This window comes from Butyricimonas sp. RTP31003st1_G1_RTP31003_210430 (genome assembly GCF_040920905.1).
GTDB lineage: Bacteria > Bacteroidota > Bacteroidia > Bacteroidales > Marinifilaceae > Butyricimonas > Butyricimonas paravirosa.
On record NZ_JBCOSQ010000023.1, the window covers coordinates 16,436 to 33,879 of the forward strand.

Genomic DNA, 17,444 nt, shown 5'->3' on the forward strand with positions numbered 1-17,444 from the left:
TTAAAATGAAACATTTAATCCGAGAGAAATTGTAGGACGCTCGGACAATTGAATCTGAGAGAACACACTTTGTGTCGGAGTCTGTCCTTTCAGTTTTTTAGAACATATCGTGAATAAATTCGTTGCAGAAAGTGTCGACTCCAAACGAGAAATTCCAGCCTTCTTTAGCCATTTTTCCGGGAACACGTATGACAAACTAACATTACTACACTTTAAATAATCGGCACTCACAACCCTGGCATCGCAATAATCATACATATCCCAATAATTATCTGCAATGAATACGCCCTCATATGAACTATTTACGGACCAATGTCGTCCATACACACCATATCCTGGATCTGAAACGCTAAGAATCGCAGGTATTATAGTTTTCTTTTCATCTCCTGGCACTTTCCAACGATTTAGTAACGCCCGGCCAACATTATATTCCGAATAAATATTTCGATTATCTGAATCTTTTATCGCTTGAGAAAATACTCTTGATAAACGTAAACTAGCTCCCAAGCTGTACGCAAAAACCACGCTAGCCCGAATACGCTTATAACTGAAATTATTATACAAATTTCCGGATATAGAAGGATCACGTTTACCAGTTGCCTTTAATACCGTCGTGTACGTGTCATACTTATCCATGTTTTTCAACAAATCAATGCGATCCGAGTAATCGTCAAACAGAGGCCCTCCATCCAGAGGATTCAATCCGACAAAACGATACGAATAAAAAGTACTGACCGCTTTTCCTTTCACCAAAGCAGTTCCAGTCAAGAAATCGGACAACTCGTGAACATCCGCATTCGGCTGCGTATTCAACTTGTTTTTTGTCTTAGAGATCATCGTGGAAAACGACCACTTAAAATTATTCGTTTTCACCGGAACTAAATTCAAGGAAACGTTATACCCAATATTCAAAATCTCACCGGAATTTATAACATACGAATTCTGACCGTTCACACTAGAAATCGGTTTATTCATAAAAGCATCTTTCGTTCGTTTCCGATAATAATCCCCACTAATCTGTATCCGATTATCAAGCATAGACAACTCCAAGCCAACATTGAATGATCCGGTTCTTTCCCACTTCAAATCAGGGTTCGGATAGGATGACACCGATGACGTGAACTTATTATAATAGGAATCTTTCGGGTTGTTGATCAGCAGCAATTCGGGACTTTGCCCGTCTAACATATTACCTTGGTAACCATAAGACATTTTCAATGACAAAAAATTCAGCCACTCATTCTTTATCCCCGGTAATTCCGACACGTTAAATGCCCCGGATATAGCCCATACAGGTAATAGTTTCTCGTTACTCCGACTACCAAATTTATTAGAACCATCATAACGGGTGTTTGCATTGATACTGAACAAATTCTGATAACTATACGTCAACGTGATATAAGCCCCGATCAAATTTGTCAGATTATCCGTGATTGTCGGAACATTCGACATTACCCAATTAGCATAAGTTGCGTAATCAGAAGACGAAATATCACTGGTAAACTTTTTACCTCTATCTGCATAGTATCCCCGGGTTACATTTTGATACCCTTCATAACGGGATGATGACATCTCATAACCAAGAGTTCCGTTCAGATTGTGCTTATAATCCCGACCAAAATATTTATTCAAGTTTATTTGGAAACGAAGAGTATAAGTGGTGTTTCTCGTATTTTGTGCTGTCAGCTCCCCCCCGTATGGCATTAAACTTCTAGCTGGAGCCGTTTCTCCGTAATTAGACATTCGAAGGGTCGCCGCATACCATGTTTTCTCTCCCCAATAACCTTCTGCATTCACGTTTGATACAGCATAATTAAAAAGTATATTCGCATTTAAATAATCTGTAAACAAGAAATTTAACTGCGTACTCAAATTAAAATTATTATTATCTTGAGACGTGTAACTCTCCTTTTTCTCATTTAAAATATTAAAATCATAACCATAGCTGGAATTTATATTCTTCTTGTAATAACTCAATTCACCATTCTCGCCATAAGGAGAAATTGTCCGGCTAGCCATATAAGCATAATTAATCGACCCAATATCACTCTGTTCGTAAGCTCGTTTGCCGATGCTGGCGTTAAAATCAACTGCGGCCGTCAACCATTTATAAAGATTTGCATCCAAACTCAAGTTCCCCGTGTATCGGGAAATTTCTTGATCCCTAATCACATCATTGTCCCGCGAGTAGCCAATAGAAGAATAGTAGCGTAAACTCTCCGTTCCCCCAGAAATACTCAACGTGTGGTTATGTGAAATCACGTCCCTCGTTAAAATTGCAAACCAATCCGTATTATTATTCTCTATTTTCTTCACTTCACGAGCAAACGCCTCATCATCAAGCACTCCCGAATAAAGTTGTTGGAGCAAATACTCATACCCAACTACACTCATATCCGACGGGTAAACATAGGATTGAGCGACCAGCTCCCGAGACAGATCTACCCTCTCCTTTGAACTCATTAAATCTATTTGCCGATCACTATACCGGGGACGACGTTTATAAGTAGCTGTAACATTATACCGAACTAAAGGTCTCCCGATATGTCCCTTTTTTGTCGTTATCACGATTACCCCATTCGCAGCACGAGTCCCGTAAAGTGTCGTTGCGGCTGCATCCTTTAACACATCTAAACGTTCAATATCCTGTGGATTCAATCCGGCAATTGCATTTCCTATCCGGTTCACATAGTCAGGATCATTCAAAACATCCGAATCCAAAGGAACTGGGTCATTCACGACAATGCCATCCACCACCCACAAAGGTTCCCGGTTCCCGATTAAAGTGGAAGTTCCGCGAATCCTTAAACGTGGCACAACACCAACCTCACCGGAGTTCGTTGTCAACATCAAATCCTGGATTCGCCCCTCAAGCATCTGATCTATAGACGTGGCCCCCGGTATCATAATATCTTCCATTTTTACCGAAGTAATGGCACTGGTCAATTTCTTACGGTTAATAACCTGATAACCCGTCACGACAACCTCATCCAAATCCTCCACTTCTTCTTCTAAAGTTACGACTAGACGTTGGCCCGCTTTAAAAGCAACTCTTTTCTGCTTAAAACCGACGAAAGTAAATATTAGCCTTCCCGTATCTTGAGGAACTGTCATAATAAATTCTCCCAAAGAATTCGAGGCAGTTCCCACAACCGTCCCATCTAAACGAATAGTCACACCTGGTAATGGTTGTTTTTTGGGATCCAATACCAAACCTGTTACATTATACATTCTTTTTACAGAATCTTTTCCAGACACATACATCGGACGAATAACAAAAACACCATTCACGTAAGTATAAGTTAAAGATTTCCCTCGAAATGCTGCTTGTAATATGTCCTCCACGGTCGCATTCCTCATATTTACACTAACGGTACCATTACGTTCTATCTCCTTCAAATTATACAGGAAATCCACTGGAACCTGAGATTTGATCGTTTTAATCAAATCCTCGATAGAAACATCCCTTACAGAGATACTCATTTTCTCTTGCTGGGAATAGACTGTCGCTGAAAGTTGCATACAACTTACAAACAACAACACAAAACTCCATTTCATAACTTGCACGATTTTTCTAAAACGAATTCCCCGCCGTGGAATTCGTTCATTACGATTTTTTTTCATACATTTGTTTTGCTTAAAATGTTAATATTACATTTTGAATAACCAAGAGAACGGGTGCGGGAACACCCTTCTCTTTTTATTTCACAATAATCGTGTTTCCACGTATTTCAAATTGTACATCAGTTGTCATTTCCAACATCTTTAAATGTTCCTCAATACTATTATACTTTTTTAAATCACCCGTAAACAATTCATCTTTTACATCCGTACGTTTATAAAATACCACGACATCATACCAACGAGATAAAATAGTCAACATATCTTCCAAACGCTCCCGTTCAAAAACAAACAGACCGTCTTTCCACGAAATAAACAAGGCCGGGTTCACTTTCAATTTATCCATTTTACCACTTCCCCGATCAAAACAAGCTTGTTCCCCAGGTTCCAATAATATCTCGTTTTTGCTTTCCTCGACTTTAACACTCCCCCTTACTAATGTTGTTTCAACCCGCAAGTCATCCGGATAACATGATAAATTAAAAGCTGTTCCCAACACTTGTACGGAAAGATCTGAAGTCTTCACAATAAATGGACGCTTTTCATCTTTCGCTACCTCGAAATAAGCCTCACCCTGTAAAATGACCTCCCTACATTCATTCCCAAATGTCACCGGATACACTAATTTGGAATCAGAATTCAAGAATACTCGTGTTCCATCGGATAAAGTTAAAGCATACTCACCTTTCCGCGGAACATACAATTCATTCATCCGCATCGTTTCCTCCCGTTTTTCTCCATCATACCTTAACCCCGTGGAATCAATCTTCAATCCGCCACCTTCACGCCCAATAATTTCCTCATTTACAACATTCCCCAAAGCCATTTTTGTTCCATCATCCAAAGTAAGAATTGCTTTTTTCTGCCCGGGAGACAAGGTCTCCGATATATTTTCCTGTATGGGAGTATCTACCCACCAATAAAGCAACACCCCCAAAATAATTGGTAATACGATTGCGGCTGCCACTCGCATGTAATACATCAAACGTCGTTTTCTTAAATGCGTTCGACCGGCAAATTTCCGAAATGCTGCCTCCCGATCATATTTCTTTAACTCCTGTATCACGTTCACTTCCCTCTCACCGTCCATCATCTGCTTGAAAAACTCTCGATTCTCTTCTGCCTTCATCCATTCCCACAATTCCCGGACCTCATCTTCTTGAATTGCGTGCGTTCGGAATTTTCGAAATAAACTTGCTATCCTGTAAAAATCGCTCATAACTAAATTATGTTTCTACTATAGAAACACAGATTTACAAAACAGGGTGATAGTTTTGAGAAAAAATTACAAAAAAGTAAATAAAAACATCCAACCTTCCCGGGAAAGATTCTCACGCAAATAAACGTAAGCCTTCTTTTTCAATGTTTTAACTGTATTTACCGAAACATGCAAAGATTGAGCAATCTCTTCATTCCTCATACCTTTCATGGTCATTTCTACAATAACACGTCTCTGATCCGATAGGGAATTCAACACGGTAAATATCTGACGATAGTACTCTTCTTCAATTAATAATTGCTCGTTATCCGTGGAATCAAATGTCATCACTTCTCCCAAATGCTGAATAAGTTCTTCCTGCCGTTTTTCCTTTTGATCCCGAATATATACCAGACAAGCATTATGTACGGAGCGATAAAGATAAGCCGACACGGCCCGCATATTTTCAAACTTTCCTTCTCTCTCCCACAATTTCACGAAAATCTCCTGCACCACATCCTCTTCATCCATAAACTCTCCCACAAAACGATTAGCATAACGACACAACGATGCATAAAAAGTATTATATAAATACTTGAATGCCTCCTCCGTTTTATCATTTATACCATTTATCACGCCACCAAGATAATCGCTCATATATCTTCATTTGGTCAAGACAAACCTATAAAAAATATCTGGTAACACAAAAATAATGGCACATTTATAACATTACTTGCCATTAAGCAGGCAATGTAAATATTCATACCGCATCGTATTTATCGGATTCAGTTTCAATACTTTTTCTGCCGGATTCCATCCAAAAAAGATTTCGATTGCAGAACATACCTAATACCATAACAGATACAAACCCAAAACAAAAGTAACCCCCAAAGTAACACACCCTCCAAATAATAAAAACAGAATAACAAACTGACAATCCTTTAATCACACCTCAATAAATTGATGAATCCTTTTTTTCGCAACAAACAATATCTCAAAGATTTCCCAAAGAAAGATAAAAAATCTTGTACGTGAGAACCACGTGAAAAGAAATGATAACTTTGTTAAATAAAGAAACAAACGACACGTCAATATCACTTACATAAAAAATAGAAAATATATGCTTGGGAAACTATCCATCTATCTCTTTTTGTTACTCATTATTCCGGACGTCTATATCTACAAATTGTATATCACCAGATCAACAGGCGGTAGCCCGTTCGGTTGGCTGTGGTTTCTCCCTTCCGTGCTCCTAGTGTTCACACTCGTCTGGATTCTACTATCCTCCAAGGATGCGCTGGCCATACAAAGCCTCATCGGTACGTTCACAATCGCCTACATGGTCATCGTCCTGCCGAAAACGATCTTCATGGTTTGCTCGCTGCTCGATTTACCGTTAAAATACTTACTCAAATGGCAAATCCAGCCTTTTAGCTGGCTGGGAGTCGTACTGGGAGCTTGCATGATGATCATGGTTCTCTACGGGGCTATATGGGGTAAAACACGATTTGACGTGAAACAGGTCACTTTCGCCTCCCCGGACCTCCCCGCCGCTTTCGACGGGTATCGTATCGCCCAGATTTCCGACATACACACGGGTAGTTGGAACGGAGACCGGGCAGCCTTACAAAAAGCCGTGGACCGGATCAACGCCCAGCAAACCGATTTAATTGTTTTCACGGGAGACATCGTCAACACGAAAGCCACGGAACTGGAACCATTCGAAAACATTCTGGCACAACTGAAAGCCCCGGATGGAGTATTCTCCATTCTCGGGAATCACGACTACGGTCCTTACCACAACTGGCCTACCACCGAGGCCCGGGATCAGAATATCCGGGATATACAAGACAAGCAGGCCGTCATGGGTTGGCAATTATTAAACAATGATCACGTGATTTTGAAACGTGCCGCGGACAGCATCGCCTTAATCGGCGTGGAAAATAACGGGGAACCTCCATTCTCTCAATACAGTGACCTCCCCAAAGCCATGAAAGGCACGGAACAATGCGCGTTCAAACTATTGTTAAGCCACAATCCCACGCACTGGCGCCGGGAAGTACTCGACACGGACATCGACCTCATGCTGGCAGGGCACACACACGCCATGCAATTTGCCGTCGGACGACTTTCCCCGTCCCGATTCATGTACCCGGAATGGAGTGGGCTTTACATGGAAGGCAAACAAGGTTTGTATGTCAACGTTGGATTAGGATATATCGGACTGATGCCCTTGCGTTTCGGTGCATGGCCGGAGATCACGGTCATCACGCTGAAACAATTGAAAATGGAGAATTAAAAATTGAAAATGAAAATTCAGTAAGAAATTCGAAAATAAGTGACACTTTTCAGGCGGTTGGATGTTTTGAGGGAAAACTAAAATTAAAACTGTATGTTACACTTTAAAACAATTGCGCTATTATCCTCCGTCACGCTGATCGGATGTACCTCTTCGCCTCATGCTTGGCAAGGACAATCCGGTAGTAAACGAGTTTTCATCGAGTTAGAGACCACACCGGAAGGAACATCTCAAGCCTTCCTGTCACTTCCGGAACAATGGATTGACAAAGCAAAAGCCGACACGCTCGTACTTTCAGACGAAAGTATCCTTGCCATCTTCAACCGGGAGAACATCCGCTTTGAAGGTTCCTTCCATTCCGGCAAAGACTCCATTCAAGCCGAAGTAACCACCTACGGAAAGACTCGGGAATTCGCTCTCGGTAAAGTCGATAGCCTCCAACCGGTCTATTTTGCACAAAATCCACGCCCACCTTATCCTTACCGTTCCGAAGAAGTCACCTACGAGTCATGTGATTCGATACAAGTTGCAGGCACACTGACGATTCCACAAGGTAAAGGCCCTTTTCCAGCTGCCATTATTATATCTGGAACTGGGAAACAAGACCGGGACGGAACCTTTTCCGGCCACAAGCCCTTTTTCAAAATAGCGGACTACCTCACCCGACAAGGCTTTATCGTACTACGAGCCGATGACCGAGGAACCGGAAAAACCAACGGGATATACGAAGAGGCCACGACGAGTGATTTTGCACGGGATGCCCAAGCCGGAATCAATTACTTGAAACAACGCCCGGAAACAGACACCAAGCACATCGGGGTCATCGGACATAGCGAAGGTGGACAAGTAGCACTCATGCTGGGAGCTGACTCCCCGGACGTGTCATTTGTTATTTCTCTGGCAGGAGTGGGTGTTGATGGCTTACAAATATTGAAATTACAAAATGACGCGATCTTGCGTACTACTCCCGGAATGACCCCGGAACGGGTGGATCAGTTTATGAGCCTTTTCAACACGCTATTCGACAAAGTACACTCCGTCCCCTTGGAACAACCCTTAGACATACCCTTACGACAAGCCTTCGACCAATGGGTAGCCCAACAAGATGAGGCCACGCTGAAAGCCGTCAATTTTAATGACGGGAGAGACGAAATGTTTTTCAGTCGTTACCTGCATCAGGCACAAGGACGTTGGTACAGGGAAATGATCAATTATGATCCGGAAAATTATATCCCCCGCATCCATAAACCCGTTCTGGCATTAAACGGGGACAAAGACATCATGGTTCCCGCCAAAGAGAACTTGGAATCCATCAAGCAATTACTGGATAAAGGTGGAAACACACAATACAAAATAGTGGAACTCCCCGGCCTAAACCACATGTTCCAGCGCTGTAAAGAGTGTACCCGGGAAGAAATTCCCGACCTAGAAGACGTGTTTTCAAAAGAGGCCCTACAAATCATGGGGGATTGGTTACGAGAAAATGTACAAAAAGACCGAAAGTAAAATAATCAGACTATAGACAGGATAAAAGGGGTTGAATTCTAAGTCTCTTGCAACTATTTAATGAAGAAAATCGTGGTAAAATGTATTTTTATTGCGATTTTCTTCCCCCCCACAGCTTCTTTTTCTTTTCAAAAATCTCGTGATTCGCGAGAGACTTTCGAAAAGAAAAATAATCTTTCCCTCGCGCGTGTCACCGTCCTATGCTCTTAATGTAACAGCACCAAACAAGACTTTTCAAACTCTTTTTGAAAAAACTAAACCGAAAATGCCGGATTATACTTTTTGAACAACCCATTTTTTACCTCTACAAACTATCTTCTATCGATATACTTGTTATTAACTATGTAAAAATTCATTTACATCTACTAAATATTTACTATTCCATTTCTATTTTAATTGGACAGGAATAGGAGCGGAATAGGAGGGGAATGGGAGCGGCTTACAATATGATAACTAGATAATCGCTATCTAATATAAATTTTGTTAATTATTGTAAGAGAAACAAGCGTTAAAATTTTTCTGAATCCAAACTTAAATCAGAAGATTTTTCCTACGATATGTTCTTCCTGTCGAATTCAACGGATATACATTGATTCTCGACAAGGTTTCAAACGAAAACAAATCATCATTTTCAGATAATAATCGTGAAGACCGTCTCTTTACCTTCTATGGATGAAGCTTTTAGATTACCGCCGTGCATCCGCATGATCTGGCGGGAGACACTTAGCCCGATGCCCGAACCCTCTTCTTTCGTGGTAAAGAAGGGGACGAATATCTCGTTCATGATTTCGGGAGGAATACCGGGACCGTTGTCCCGTACCCGGATCAGCACCTTTCCCGTCGGCCCGTGCTCAGCCGAGAGGGTGATGTGGGCATCTTCCCTACCCCGCAAAGCGTAAAACGCATTTTTCATCAAGTTCAAAAGGACTTGTCCCATGAGGTTCGGATCGGCAAAAACCTTCAGGTCTTCCGGCTCAATGCAAATGTCGATCGTGACTTCCGGAAAATTCGGTTCCGTGCTGCTCAGGATCACCGCCCGCTGGATAAATTCGTTCAAATTGATCAATTCCCGCTCAGGCCGAGGAATGCGGGTAAACTTACGATAGGATTCCACGAAAGAGATCAACCCTTTGCCCGTTTCACTGATCACCTTCAACCCGTTTTCCGTGTTGCGTTTCAAGTCATCGGGAGTGATTTCAGGGTCAGAGTGCATGGAAAGTAACGTGTCGCTCAAAGAGGTTACCGGGGCGATCGAGTTCATGATCTCGTGCGATAACACCCGGATCAGACGTACCCAAGAATCAATTTCTTTCTCGTCGAGTTCGTTCTCGATGTCATTCATAACTAACAGGGTGATGGGCTTGTCTCTTAACAAGATGCGAGAGGCACTGACCAATAATTGCACGGAACCCCGTTCGTTTGTGAAAGTCACCCGCCGACTCTCTCCGGGACGGATTTCCGTCACCAGCAATTTTAAGGCCGGAGACACTCGTTCCAACTGGTTGACGTGTGTAAATATCTCTAAGCCTAGCAATTTTAAGGCAACTTGATTATTCTGCGTCACGAATCCCCGTTCGTCCAATGCCACTATCCCGGAACTCACGCTGTTTATGATCAACTCGTAAAATTGCTCCCGTTGCTGTATCTCCAAGCGGGTATTCTGCAAAATATCCTTGATCCGGTTCAGCACCCCGTTCAGGAAACGCTCGGAATGGCTACCGTCGTGTTCCGGGAAATGAATGGAATAATCATCGTTCTCCAAGGCTTGAAAGAAATAAGCCAGTTTCCGGTTCACAGAGCGAATATTCCACACGATACGAAAGCAACACCCCACGGCGAGTATTGACGTGGCAATCCCTGGAATATACTCCTCTTCCGACAAGAAATAACAGGTCGCCACGACCAAAACGATCAGAAGTAACAAATACGCCAATACCCGCGAGGTGATGTTTCTTACCATATCTTATTCTTACAGATTGAATTTTTTCATCTTGTTATACAGGGTTTGCCGGGTAATTCCTAGCCGGGACGCGACAGCCGACAAATTGCCCTCGTGCCGTTCCAAAGCCTTGCGGATCATCTCCCGTTCCATATCCTCGAGGGTTTCCAAGGGAGCTATCTCGCCCGGCTCGCTTTTGAACAGGAAATCTTCGGGGGTAAGTACCTGCCGATCGCACATGATCACGGCTTTTTCCACGGTGTGCTGTAATTCCCGCACGTTTCCCGGCCATGAATATCCTAACAGCCGTTGCCGGGTCTCGCCGGAAAAGGACAAATCGGGTTTCCGGTATTTCCTGCCGTAGTCCCGTAAAAAGGCCTCTGCCAGTAACAGAATATCATTCCCTCTTTCCCGTAACGGGGGGACTTCCACGTGGATCGTGTTGATGCGATAAAGTAAATCTTCCCGGAAAGTACCTTCTTTGACCATCCGGGGTAAGTCGCTATTCGTGGCACAGATCAGACGGATGTTGACATCAATCGGTTTATTCGATCCCACGCGGATCACCTTCCGGCTTTGCAGGGTTGCCAGTAACTTGGATTGCAGGGCGTATGACAAGTTTCCGATTTCATCCAGAAATAACGTACCCTTGTTTGCCGCCTCGAATTTCCCGACACGATCTTCCCGCGCATCGGTGAAAGCCCCCTTCACATGACCGAACAACTCACTTTCGAAAAGGGTTTCCGTAATTGCTCCCATATCCACCGAAATCATCACCTCCCCTTTCCGCCCCGACAAGGCATGAATTTCCCTTGCCACGATCTCTTTTCCCGTACCGTTTTCCCCGGTAATCAGCACGTTTGCATCCGTGACCGCCACTTTTTCAATCAATTGACGTACCCGACGCATGGCATCCGACTCACCCCACACGACAGTTCGTTCCGGGGAAAGCTGCCCTTTCAGCACTTCTTCCTTTGCTTTGAGTTGTTTCACCTCACGTCGGGATTCATGCAGACGATACGCCGCCAACAGGGTTGCCACGAGCTTGGCATTATCCCACGGCTTGACAACAAAGTCTGTCGCTCCTTCCTTCACGGCCCTTACCGCCAGATCAATGTCCGCGTAAGCCGTGAACAAAACCACGGGGATTTCCGCGGCATACCCCTTGATTCTCGCCAACCAGTAAAGTCCCTCGTTCCCGGTATTGATTCCCGCCGAGAAATTCATATCTAACAATACCACGTCCACCCGACCGGATTCGAGGATTGCCTCGATCTGGTTCGGGGTTCTGATCGTGATTACCTCCCGGAACACTCCTGCCAACAGCATCTCCAAAGCGTTCAGCACGGCCTTGTTATCGTCCACGACCAGTATGGTTCCCTGTTTCGCCATATATCTTGTTTTTCTACTCCAACATTTTTTCTAAAATACGCTCCACTTCTTCAGATGACGGACCGATGGCTAAAATTTTGCCGTCCCGGTCCACCAAAAAAGTTCCCCCACCGGAATTACCGACACAGTATTTAAACCAAATGTTCCCGGCATCGTTGAGTTCCACGAGGTTCAACCACGGGTAGCCATCTTGAAGGGCCGCGGCTTTCGCCGTCTGCACCGTCTTTTCTCTGGCAACCCCGACTATCGTGAAACCTTTGGATTTGTATTTTTCATACACGGGAATCATGCTTTTCGCCGACCGTCGGCACGGGCCGCACCAAGAGGCCCACAGGTCAATCAAAGCTACCTTTCCTTTTATCTGCTCGGATAAAGTCACGGGATTCCCCTCGAAGTCCGGGGCGGTGAAGTCGATGTAATGTCCACCCACTTCGATCTGTTTTAATGACTGAAGCATGGTAGCGATTAACCCCGTGTATGAATGTTTGGGGAACATGGGTTTATAGATGGTGTAATACATATTTTCCAGACGCGGCAAGTCTTTAAAAGACAAAATCTCAAGTTCTTCGGGAAAACCATGTACCCGGTAATCTACCCAATGTCTTAAATCATCCATCAACAGGAAGTAGGTCGCCACCGACGGATACTTTTCCATGTATCCCTCTTTCCATTTCTGCTCTTCTTTCCTTAAATTTTTATATTTTTCGTTCAACGCTATTGCTTGAGGGGTACACTCTTTGTTCTCCTTCTTTAATTGCTGGTAAATAGCATCCAAACTATCATACTTTTGTTTATTCTCGTAATTTTGAGACATCAATTCATGCAATTCCAAGGCCCTAGGCGTATAATAAAGTGCAGGCTCTCTCAATGAATCATATTGACGATATATCGTGCTAAAATGAAATTGCTCTTCTCTCAATTGCTGATAACGTTGATACAGCTCATTGACCTCTTTTCCACGAGTTTCCGAATCCGTATAGGCATCTTCCGACTGAATCGTGATCTCGACTTCCCCCGGTTCTATGAAAAAACTTACCGGACGATAAGAAGATTTTGCCAGTTCGTCGGTAAACACGAACCAGTACATTTTGCTCTCTCCTAATTGGCACACGTATTCGAACTTCCCGTTTCGAACAGGTATTATGGCGTATGGTTCCTGAATCCGATCATCATCCTCGTATCCCATCAACACTAATCGATAGCTCGACGGGTGTCCCAGCACCTTCCCCCGGATCAGGCAATCGCTCCCCTTTTCCAGCTTTTGCGGTTTCTCATCCAACACGATTCCCCCAATCCGCCAGTCCGTTTCATGGTTCCCCTCCACGTAATCCACCTTTTTCTCCCCGGCATTCACGGGTTCGAAATAGAGCTGAAAAGTCATCTGCCCGGATTCCGGTAAAAATACCTGTTCATTCAGCTTGATCCCCTCAGCTTTTAAGAGCTTGTACTCTTTACCACTTTCCCCTCTTAATACCGTGCGCCCCACAACCCGAAACCACTCGTTAGGTAAATACTTCACTTGTCCCGTGATAATTGTCGCCTTATCGGTCAGCTCCATTTTTATAATATCAAACATATACGTGTTGGTTGTCTCGTACCACGGGACTTCAATCACTCGTTGTCCCCATCCCAACGATGTCCAGAGACACAAGCATAATCCGAAGAGCAAGCTTTTACCTTTCATAAATTGTTATTTTTTGGTTTTTAATTCTTCCCGTCTCGTCCAAATTTTTCCGGAGGGTAATCGTTCTATTTTAAATCAGAGAATTTCCCGGTTTTCCAACTCGGTCACGATTTGCCCGTCAAAGAGATGAACCACCCGGTGGGCATACGAGGCGTCATGCTGGGAGTGGGTCACCATGACAATGGTGGTTCCCTCTTGGTTCAGCTCGGTCAATAGGTTCATGACTTCCGCCCCGTTTTTGGAATCGAGGTTTCCGGTCGGCTCGTCGGCAAGGATCAGCTTGGGCCCTGCCACGACGGCACGGGCAATGGCAACCCGCTGTTGTTGTCCCCCGGAAAGTTGCTGCGGGAAGTGCTTGACCCGGTGACTAATGTTCATCCGGTCGAGAATCGACGTGACCAGTTCCTTTTTCTCCGACGCCTTTTTCTTCAGGTAGATCAAGGGTAATTCCACGTTCTCATAGACATTCAACTCGTCAATCAAGTTAAAACTCTGGAACACGAAACCGATGTTCCCCTTGCGAACCTGCGTCCGCTGTTTCTCTTTTAAATGCCCGACTTCCTGCCCGTTGAAATAATAATTCCCGGATGTCGGGTTATCCAACAAACCGATGATGTTTAATAAGGTTGACTTACCACAACCGGAAGGTCCCATAATGGCCACGAATTCTCCCTGTTTCACGTGAAGGGACACATCGTTCAACGCTGTTGTTTCGACCTCTTCAGTACGAAATACTTTACTTAAATGCTCAATTCTTATCATGATTCAATCTATTTACGAGTAAAACTTCACGTTGAACGTACCATTATCATGCCAAAAGGTATTTTACACTAATTATCAATACATTACCAAAATGTACTTCATATCACGTGTCAAATAATTAGACAATCGTGTCTTATTTTTTGACATCCCGTTCTTCCCCATTTTCCTCTATACAACTGAAAACAAACACTTTCCGACTTTGGCACGACATTCGTTCCTCTGGATGCAAGATAAAACAAAAAATGATGATATTAAAGCAATATTCCATTCTATTGAGCATTTTAACATCCGGTTTGCTTGTCAACGGGCAAAACCGGGAATGGAGCCTTCAGGAGTGTATTGATTACGGCGTGGAGAAAAGTCTTTCCATGCAACAACGGGAGCTACAAAATAAAAACGATAAACTGGACGTGCGGGATGCCACGCTCTCGCTCCTACCCTCCGTTAACGGGATTTCTCCCGGCGTTAGTTACAGTTTCGGTCGGGGGATTGACCCGGAAACGAACACGTACACGAATACCCGCTATATGTCGGTCGGGGGATTCGGCGTAGGCAGTAGCCTGACCGTGTTTGCCGGGTTCAGTAATATCAATCGCCTGCGAGCTACCAAGTTAAGCCGCCTGATGGGATGGGAAGAAACCGAGAACCAAGCCAACCAGATCGCCATACAGGTGATGAATGCTTTCTTCACGTTATTGTATGCCGAGGAAGAGGTTCGGATCACGCAGGAACAGGTGGAAAACTCCCGGTTGCGTCTCAAAAAGATTGAGCGGGAATACGAGTTAGGGAAAAAGCCGAAGAGCGATCTTTTCGAGATGCAGGCGCAACAAGCCTCCGTGGAGTTCCGGCTGATCACGGCACAAAATAATTGTCTCAACGCGCAAGCCAATCTCAAGTACATTATGAATTATAACGCGGAAGAGGAATTAAAGATTGATGCCCAGTCGGTTTCCGAAGTTCACCCGGAACTCCACGAGTTGAAGACCGAAGAGGTTTTCTCGCAAGCACTCCAAACATTGCCGGGAATCAAACTGGCCGCTTACCAAATCCGTTCCGCACAGCTCGGCGTGTACTCGGCAAGAGCCGGGTTATATCCCTCGATCAGTATTAGCGGAAGTATCTCTTTCGGAAATTATAGTGACCAGCGTTCGGGGGATTTCTTCTCGCAAATCACGGACCGAAACCAGATCGGGAAAGGGTTCAGCATCGGTATGAGTATTCCCTTCTACTCCGGTCTCAGCCGCCGTTCCAGTCTCCAAAGAGCCAAACACAATTATCAATCGTCGAAGATACAATACCAACAGACGGAACGAGCATTATATAACGAGATACAACAAGCCCTGCAGGATTTGAAGTCCTGCACCCAGCGCTACCGGATTGCCGTTCAGCGAGAGAATTTCAGCACCCTCTCCTACAACGCCGCCCGCAAACGTTACGAGCAAGGACTAATCACCATCATCGACCTGAACACGACCTCCAACAGCCTCCTCGAAGCAAAGTACGACGTGCTGCGAGCCCGCTTGGACTACGTGATGCAGAAGAGAATGATTGATTTTTATCAAGGAAAACCGTTACAATTGAAAATTGAAAATTGAAAATTGAAAATGAAAAAACGAACTCCCTCCCCCCTTCGGGGTGCTCCCTCTATAAACAGAGGGAGAGTTGAAATACTCCCTGTTTTCGGGAAGAGTCACCAGCTCCTCCTCTGTTTATAGAGGAGGTGGCAGCGAAGCTGACGGAGGAGTTCAATCTAAAATCTAAAATAATTAAATCTAAAATAACATCGTGGATCGACTAATAGAACAAAAAAGAGGAATTAAGAGGAAACATATACCTTACCTCATCGGGGGAATATTTATTCTCTGGTTTGCCGGGTGGGCCGTGTTCGGGAATCACGAATCGGCTTTGCGGGTGGACAAGGAGAAAGTGACTATCGAGGACGTGAGTCAAGGGATATTCCATGATTATATCCGAATCATGGGGAACGTGGAACCGTTGACATTCTCGCAGTTAACCGTGCAGGAAGGGGGAAACGTGAAAGAGATTCTCGTGGAAGAGGGAGAAATGGTGAAGGCAGGAGAGGTCATTATCCGGCTCGAAAGTAAGAACCTGGAAACGGAGATACTGAATAGCAAGGATCGGTTCGCCGAGGAAGAGAACTCCGTGCAGAATAGCCTGCTGGACTTGGAACGGGAAGAGCTGAACCTGCAACAGGAACGATTGACGCTGGAGCTTGACGTGGAACGGAAGAAACGAAAATACTTGCAGAACAAGCAACTTTTCGAGGAAGACTTGATCGCCAAGGAAGAGTATCTCGTGGCCAAGGAAGATTACGAGTACGCCATCCACAACCGGGAGCTGATCACAGAGAAACAAACGAAAGATTCCATTCGCCGCCACTCACAGGTCATTATGCTCAAGCAAAAAATGGAGAATGCCCGGCGTAACCTGCGACTGACACAGGAACGCTATGCCCGGCTTAACGTGTGCGCCCCGATCGACGGGCAGTTGAGCGACCTGAACGTGGAGATCGGTCAAGTGGTGGGGGCTGGCAGCCAGATCGGGAAAATCAACGTGCTGAACAATTACAAGGTGATGACACAAATCGACGAACATTATATTGACCGGGTACGCAAGGGGCTGACCGCCACGTTAGAGCGACAAGGGAAGGATTACCAGATGGGGGTGATCAAGGTGTACCCCGACGTGAAGGACGGGCAGTTCAAGACCGACTTGGAGTTCACGACTACCGTCCCTCCCAATATCCGGACGGGACAGACGTACCATCTGAACCTGCAACTCGGTGCGGCGGACGAATCGATACTGATTCCCAGAGGTACTTTTTACCAAAGCACCGGGGGACAATGGATATACGTGTTGTCGCCCGACGGAACAGAGGCTTTCCGGCGAAAAATAAAAATCGGCAAACAGAATCCCCGTTATTATCAAGTGACGGAAGGACTCGAACCGGGTGAAAAGATCATCACGTCGGGATACGAAATGTTTGGCGACAATGAACGACTTATTTTCAAGTGATTTTTTG

The 17,444-nt window shown here is 44.5% G+C and carries 11 protein-coding genes; 4 read left to right on the top strand and 7 right to left on the bottom strand.

Translation table 11 applies throughout. From position 1 onward, the window contains the following. From AB5542_RS09015 to AB5542_RS09025, 3 genes are all read right to left on the bottom strand, one after another. Positions 1-3,558, bottom strand: a complete 3,558-nt coding sequence (locus AB5542_RS09015) for a SusC/RagA family TonB-linked outer membrane protein (protein ID WP_279038728.1) — start codon at positions 3,556-3,558, stop codon at positions 1-3. A gap of 142 nt (positions 3,559-3,700) precedes the next feature. After that, positions 3,701-4,840: a FecR family protein gene (locus tag AB5542_RS09020; protein WP_087422116.1), complete on the bottom strand. Its 1,140-nt coding sequence runs from the start codon at positions 4,838-4,840 to the stop codon at positions 3,701-3,703. Between the two features lie 66 nt (positions 4,841-4,906). Continuing rightward, positions 4,907-5,476: an RNA polymerase sigma-70 factor gene (locus tag AB5542_RS09025; RefSeq protein WP_087422115.1), complete on the bottom strand. Its 570-nt coding sequence runs from the start codon at positions 5,474-5,476 to the stop codon at positions 4,907-4,909. A gap of 463 nt (positions 5,477-5,939) precedes the next feature. Between AB5542_RS09025 and AB5542_RS09030 the strand changes: the two genes are divergently transcribed. Further along, a complete protein-coding gene (locus tag AB5542_RS09030; protein WP_087422114.1) occupies positions 5,940-7,118 on the top strand; it encodes a metallophosphoesterase in 1,179 nt (392 codons plus the stop codon). Between the two features lie 93 nt (positions 7,119-7,211). Further along, positions 7,212-8,624, top strand: coding sequence for an alpha/beta hydrolase family protein (locus AB5542_RS09035; RefSeq protein WP_087422113.1), 1,413 nt, complete (start codon positions 7,212-7,214; stop codon positions 8,622-8,624). 631 nt (positions 8,625-9,255) lie between these two features. Here AB5542_RS09035 and AB5542_RS09040 read toward each other — a convergent pair. From AB5542_RS09040 to AB5542_RS09055, 4 genes are all read right to left on the bottom strand, one after another. Continuing rightward, on the bottom strand, positions 9,256-10,584 hold the full coding sequence (locus AB5542_RS09040) for a sensor histidine kinase (protein ID WP_279038727.1): 1,329 nt from the start codon (positions 10,582-10,584) through the stop codon (positions 9,256-9,258). Between the two features lie 9 nt (positions 10,585-10,593). Next, entirely contained in the window at positions 10,594-11,955 is a 1,362-nt protein-coding gene (locus AB5542_RS09045) for a sigma-54-dependent transcriptional regulator (RefSeq protein ID WP_279038726.1), read from the bottom strand. Positions 11,956-11,968: 13 nt separating this feature from the next. Further along, positions 11,969-13,639, bottom strand: coding sequence for a TlpA disulfide reductase family protein (locus AB5542_RS09050; protein ID WP_279038725.1), 1,671 nt, complete (start codon positions 13,637-13,639; stop codon positions 11,969-11,971). 75 nt (positions 13,640-13,714) lie between these two features. After that, a complete protein-coding gene (locus AB5542_RS09055) occupies positions 13,715-14,401 on the bottom strand; it encodes an ABC transporter ATP-binding protein (RefSeq protein WP_087422109.1) in 687 nt (228 codons plus the stop codon). 245 nt (positions 14,402-14,646) lie between these two features. Between AB5542_RS09055 and AB5542_RS09060 the strand changes: the two genes are divergently transcribed. Together AB5542_RS09060 and AB5542_RS09065 are read left to right on the top strand one after the other, a co-directional pair. Next, complete coding sequence (locus tag AB5542_RS09060; RefSeq protein WP_279038724.1) at positions 14,647-15,996, top strand: TolC family protein; 1,350 nt, start codon at positions 14,647-14,649, stop codon at positions 15,994-15,996. 190 nt (positions 15,997-16,186) lie between these two features. After that, complete coding sequence (locus tag AB5542_RS09065; protein WP_279038723.1) at positions 16,187-17,437, top strand: efflux RND transporter periplasmic adaptor subunit; 1,251 nt, start codon at positions 16,187-16,189, stop codon at positions 17,435-17,437. Positions 17,438-17,444 lie beyond the last annotated feature (7 nt).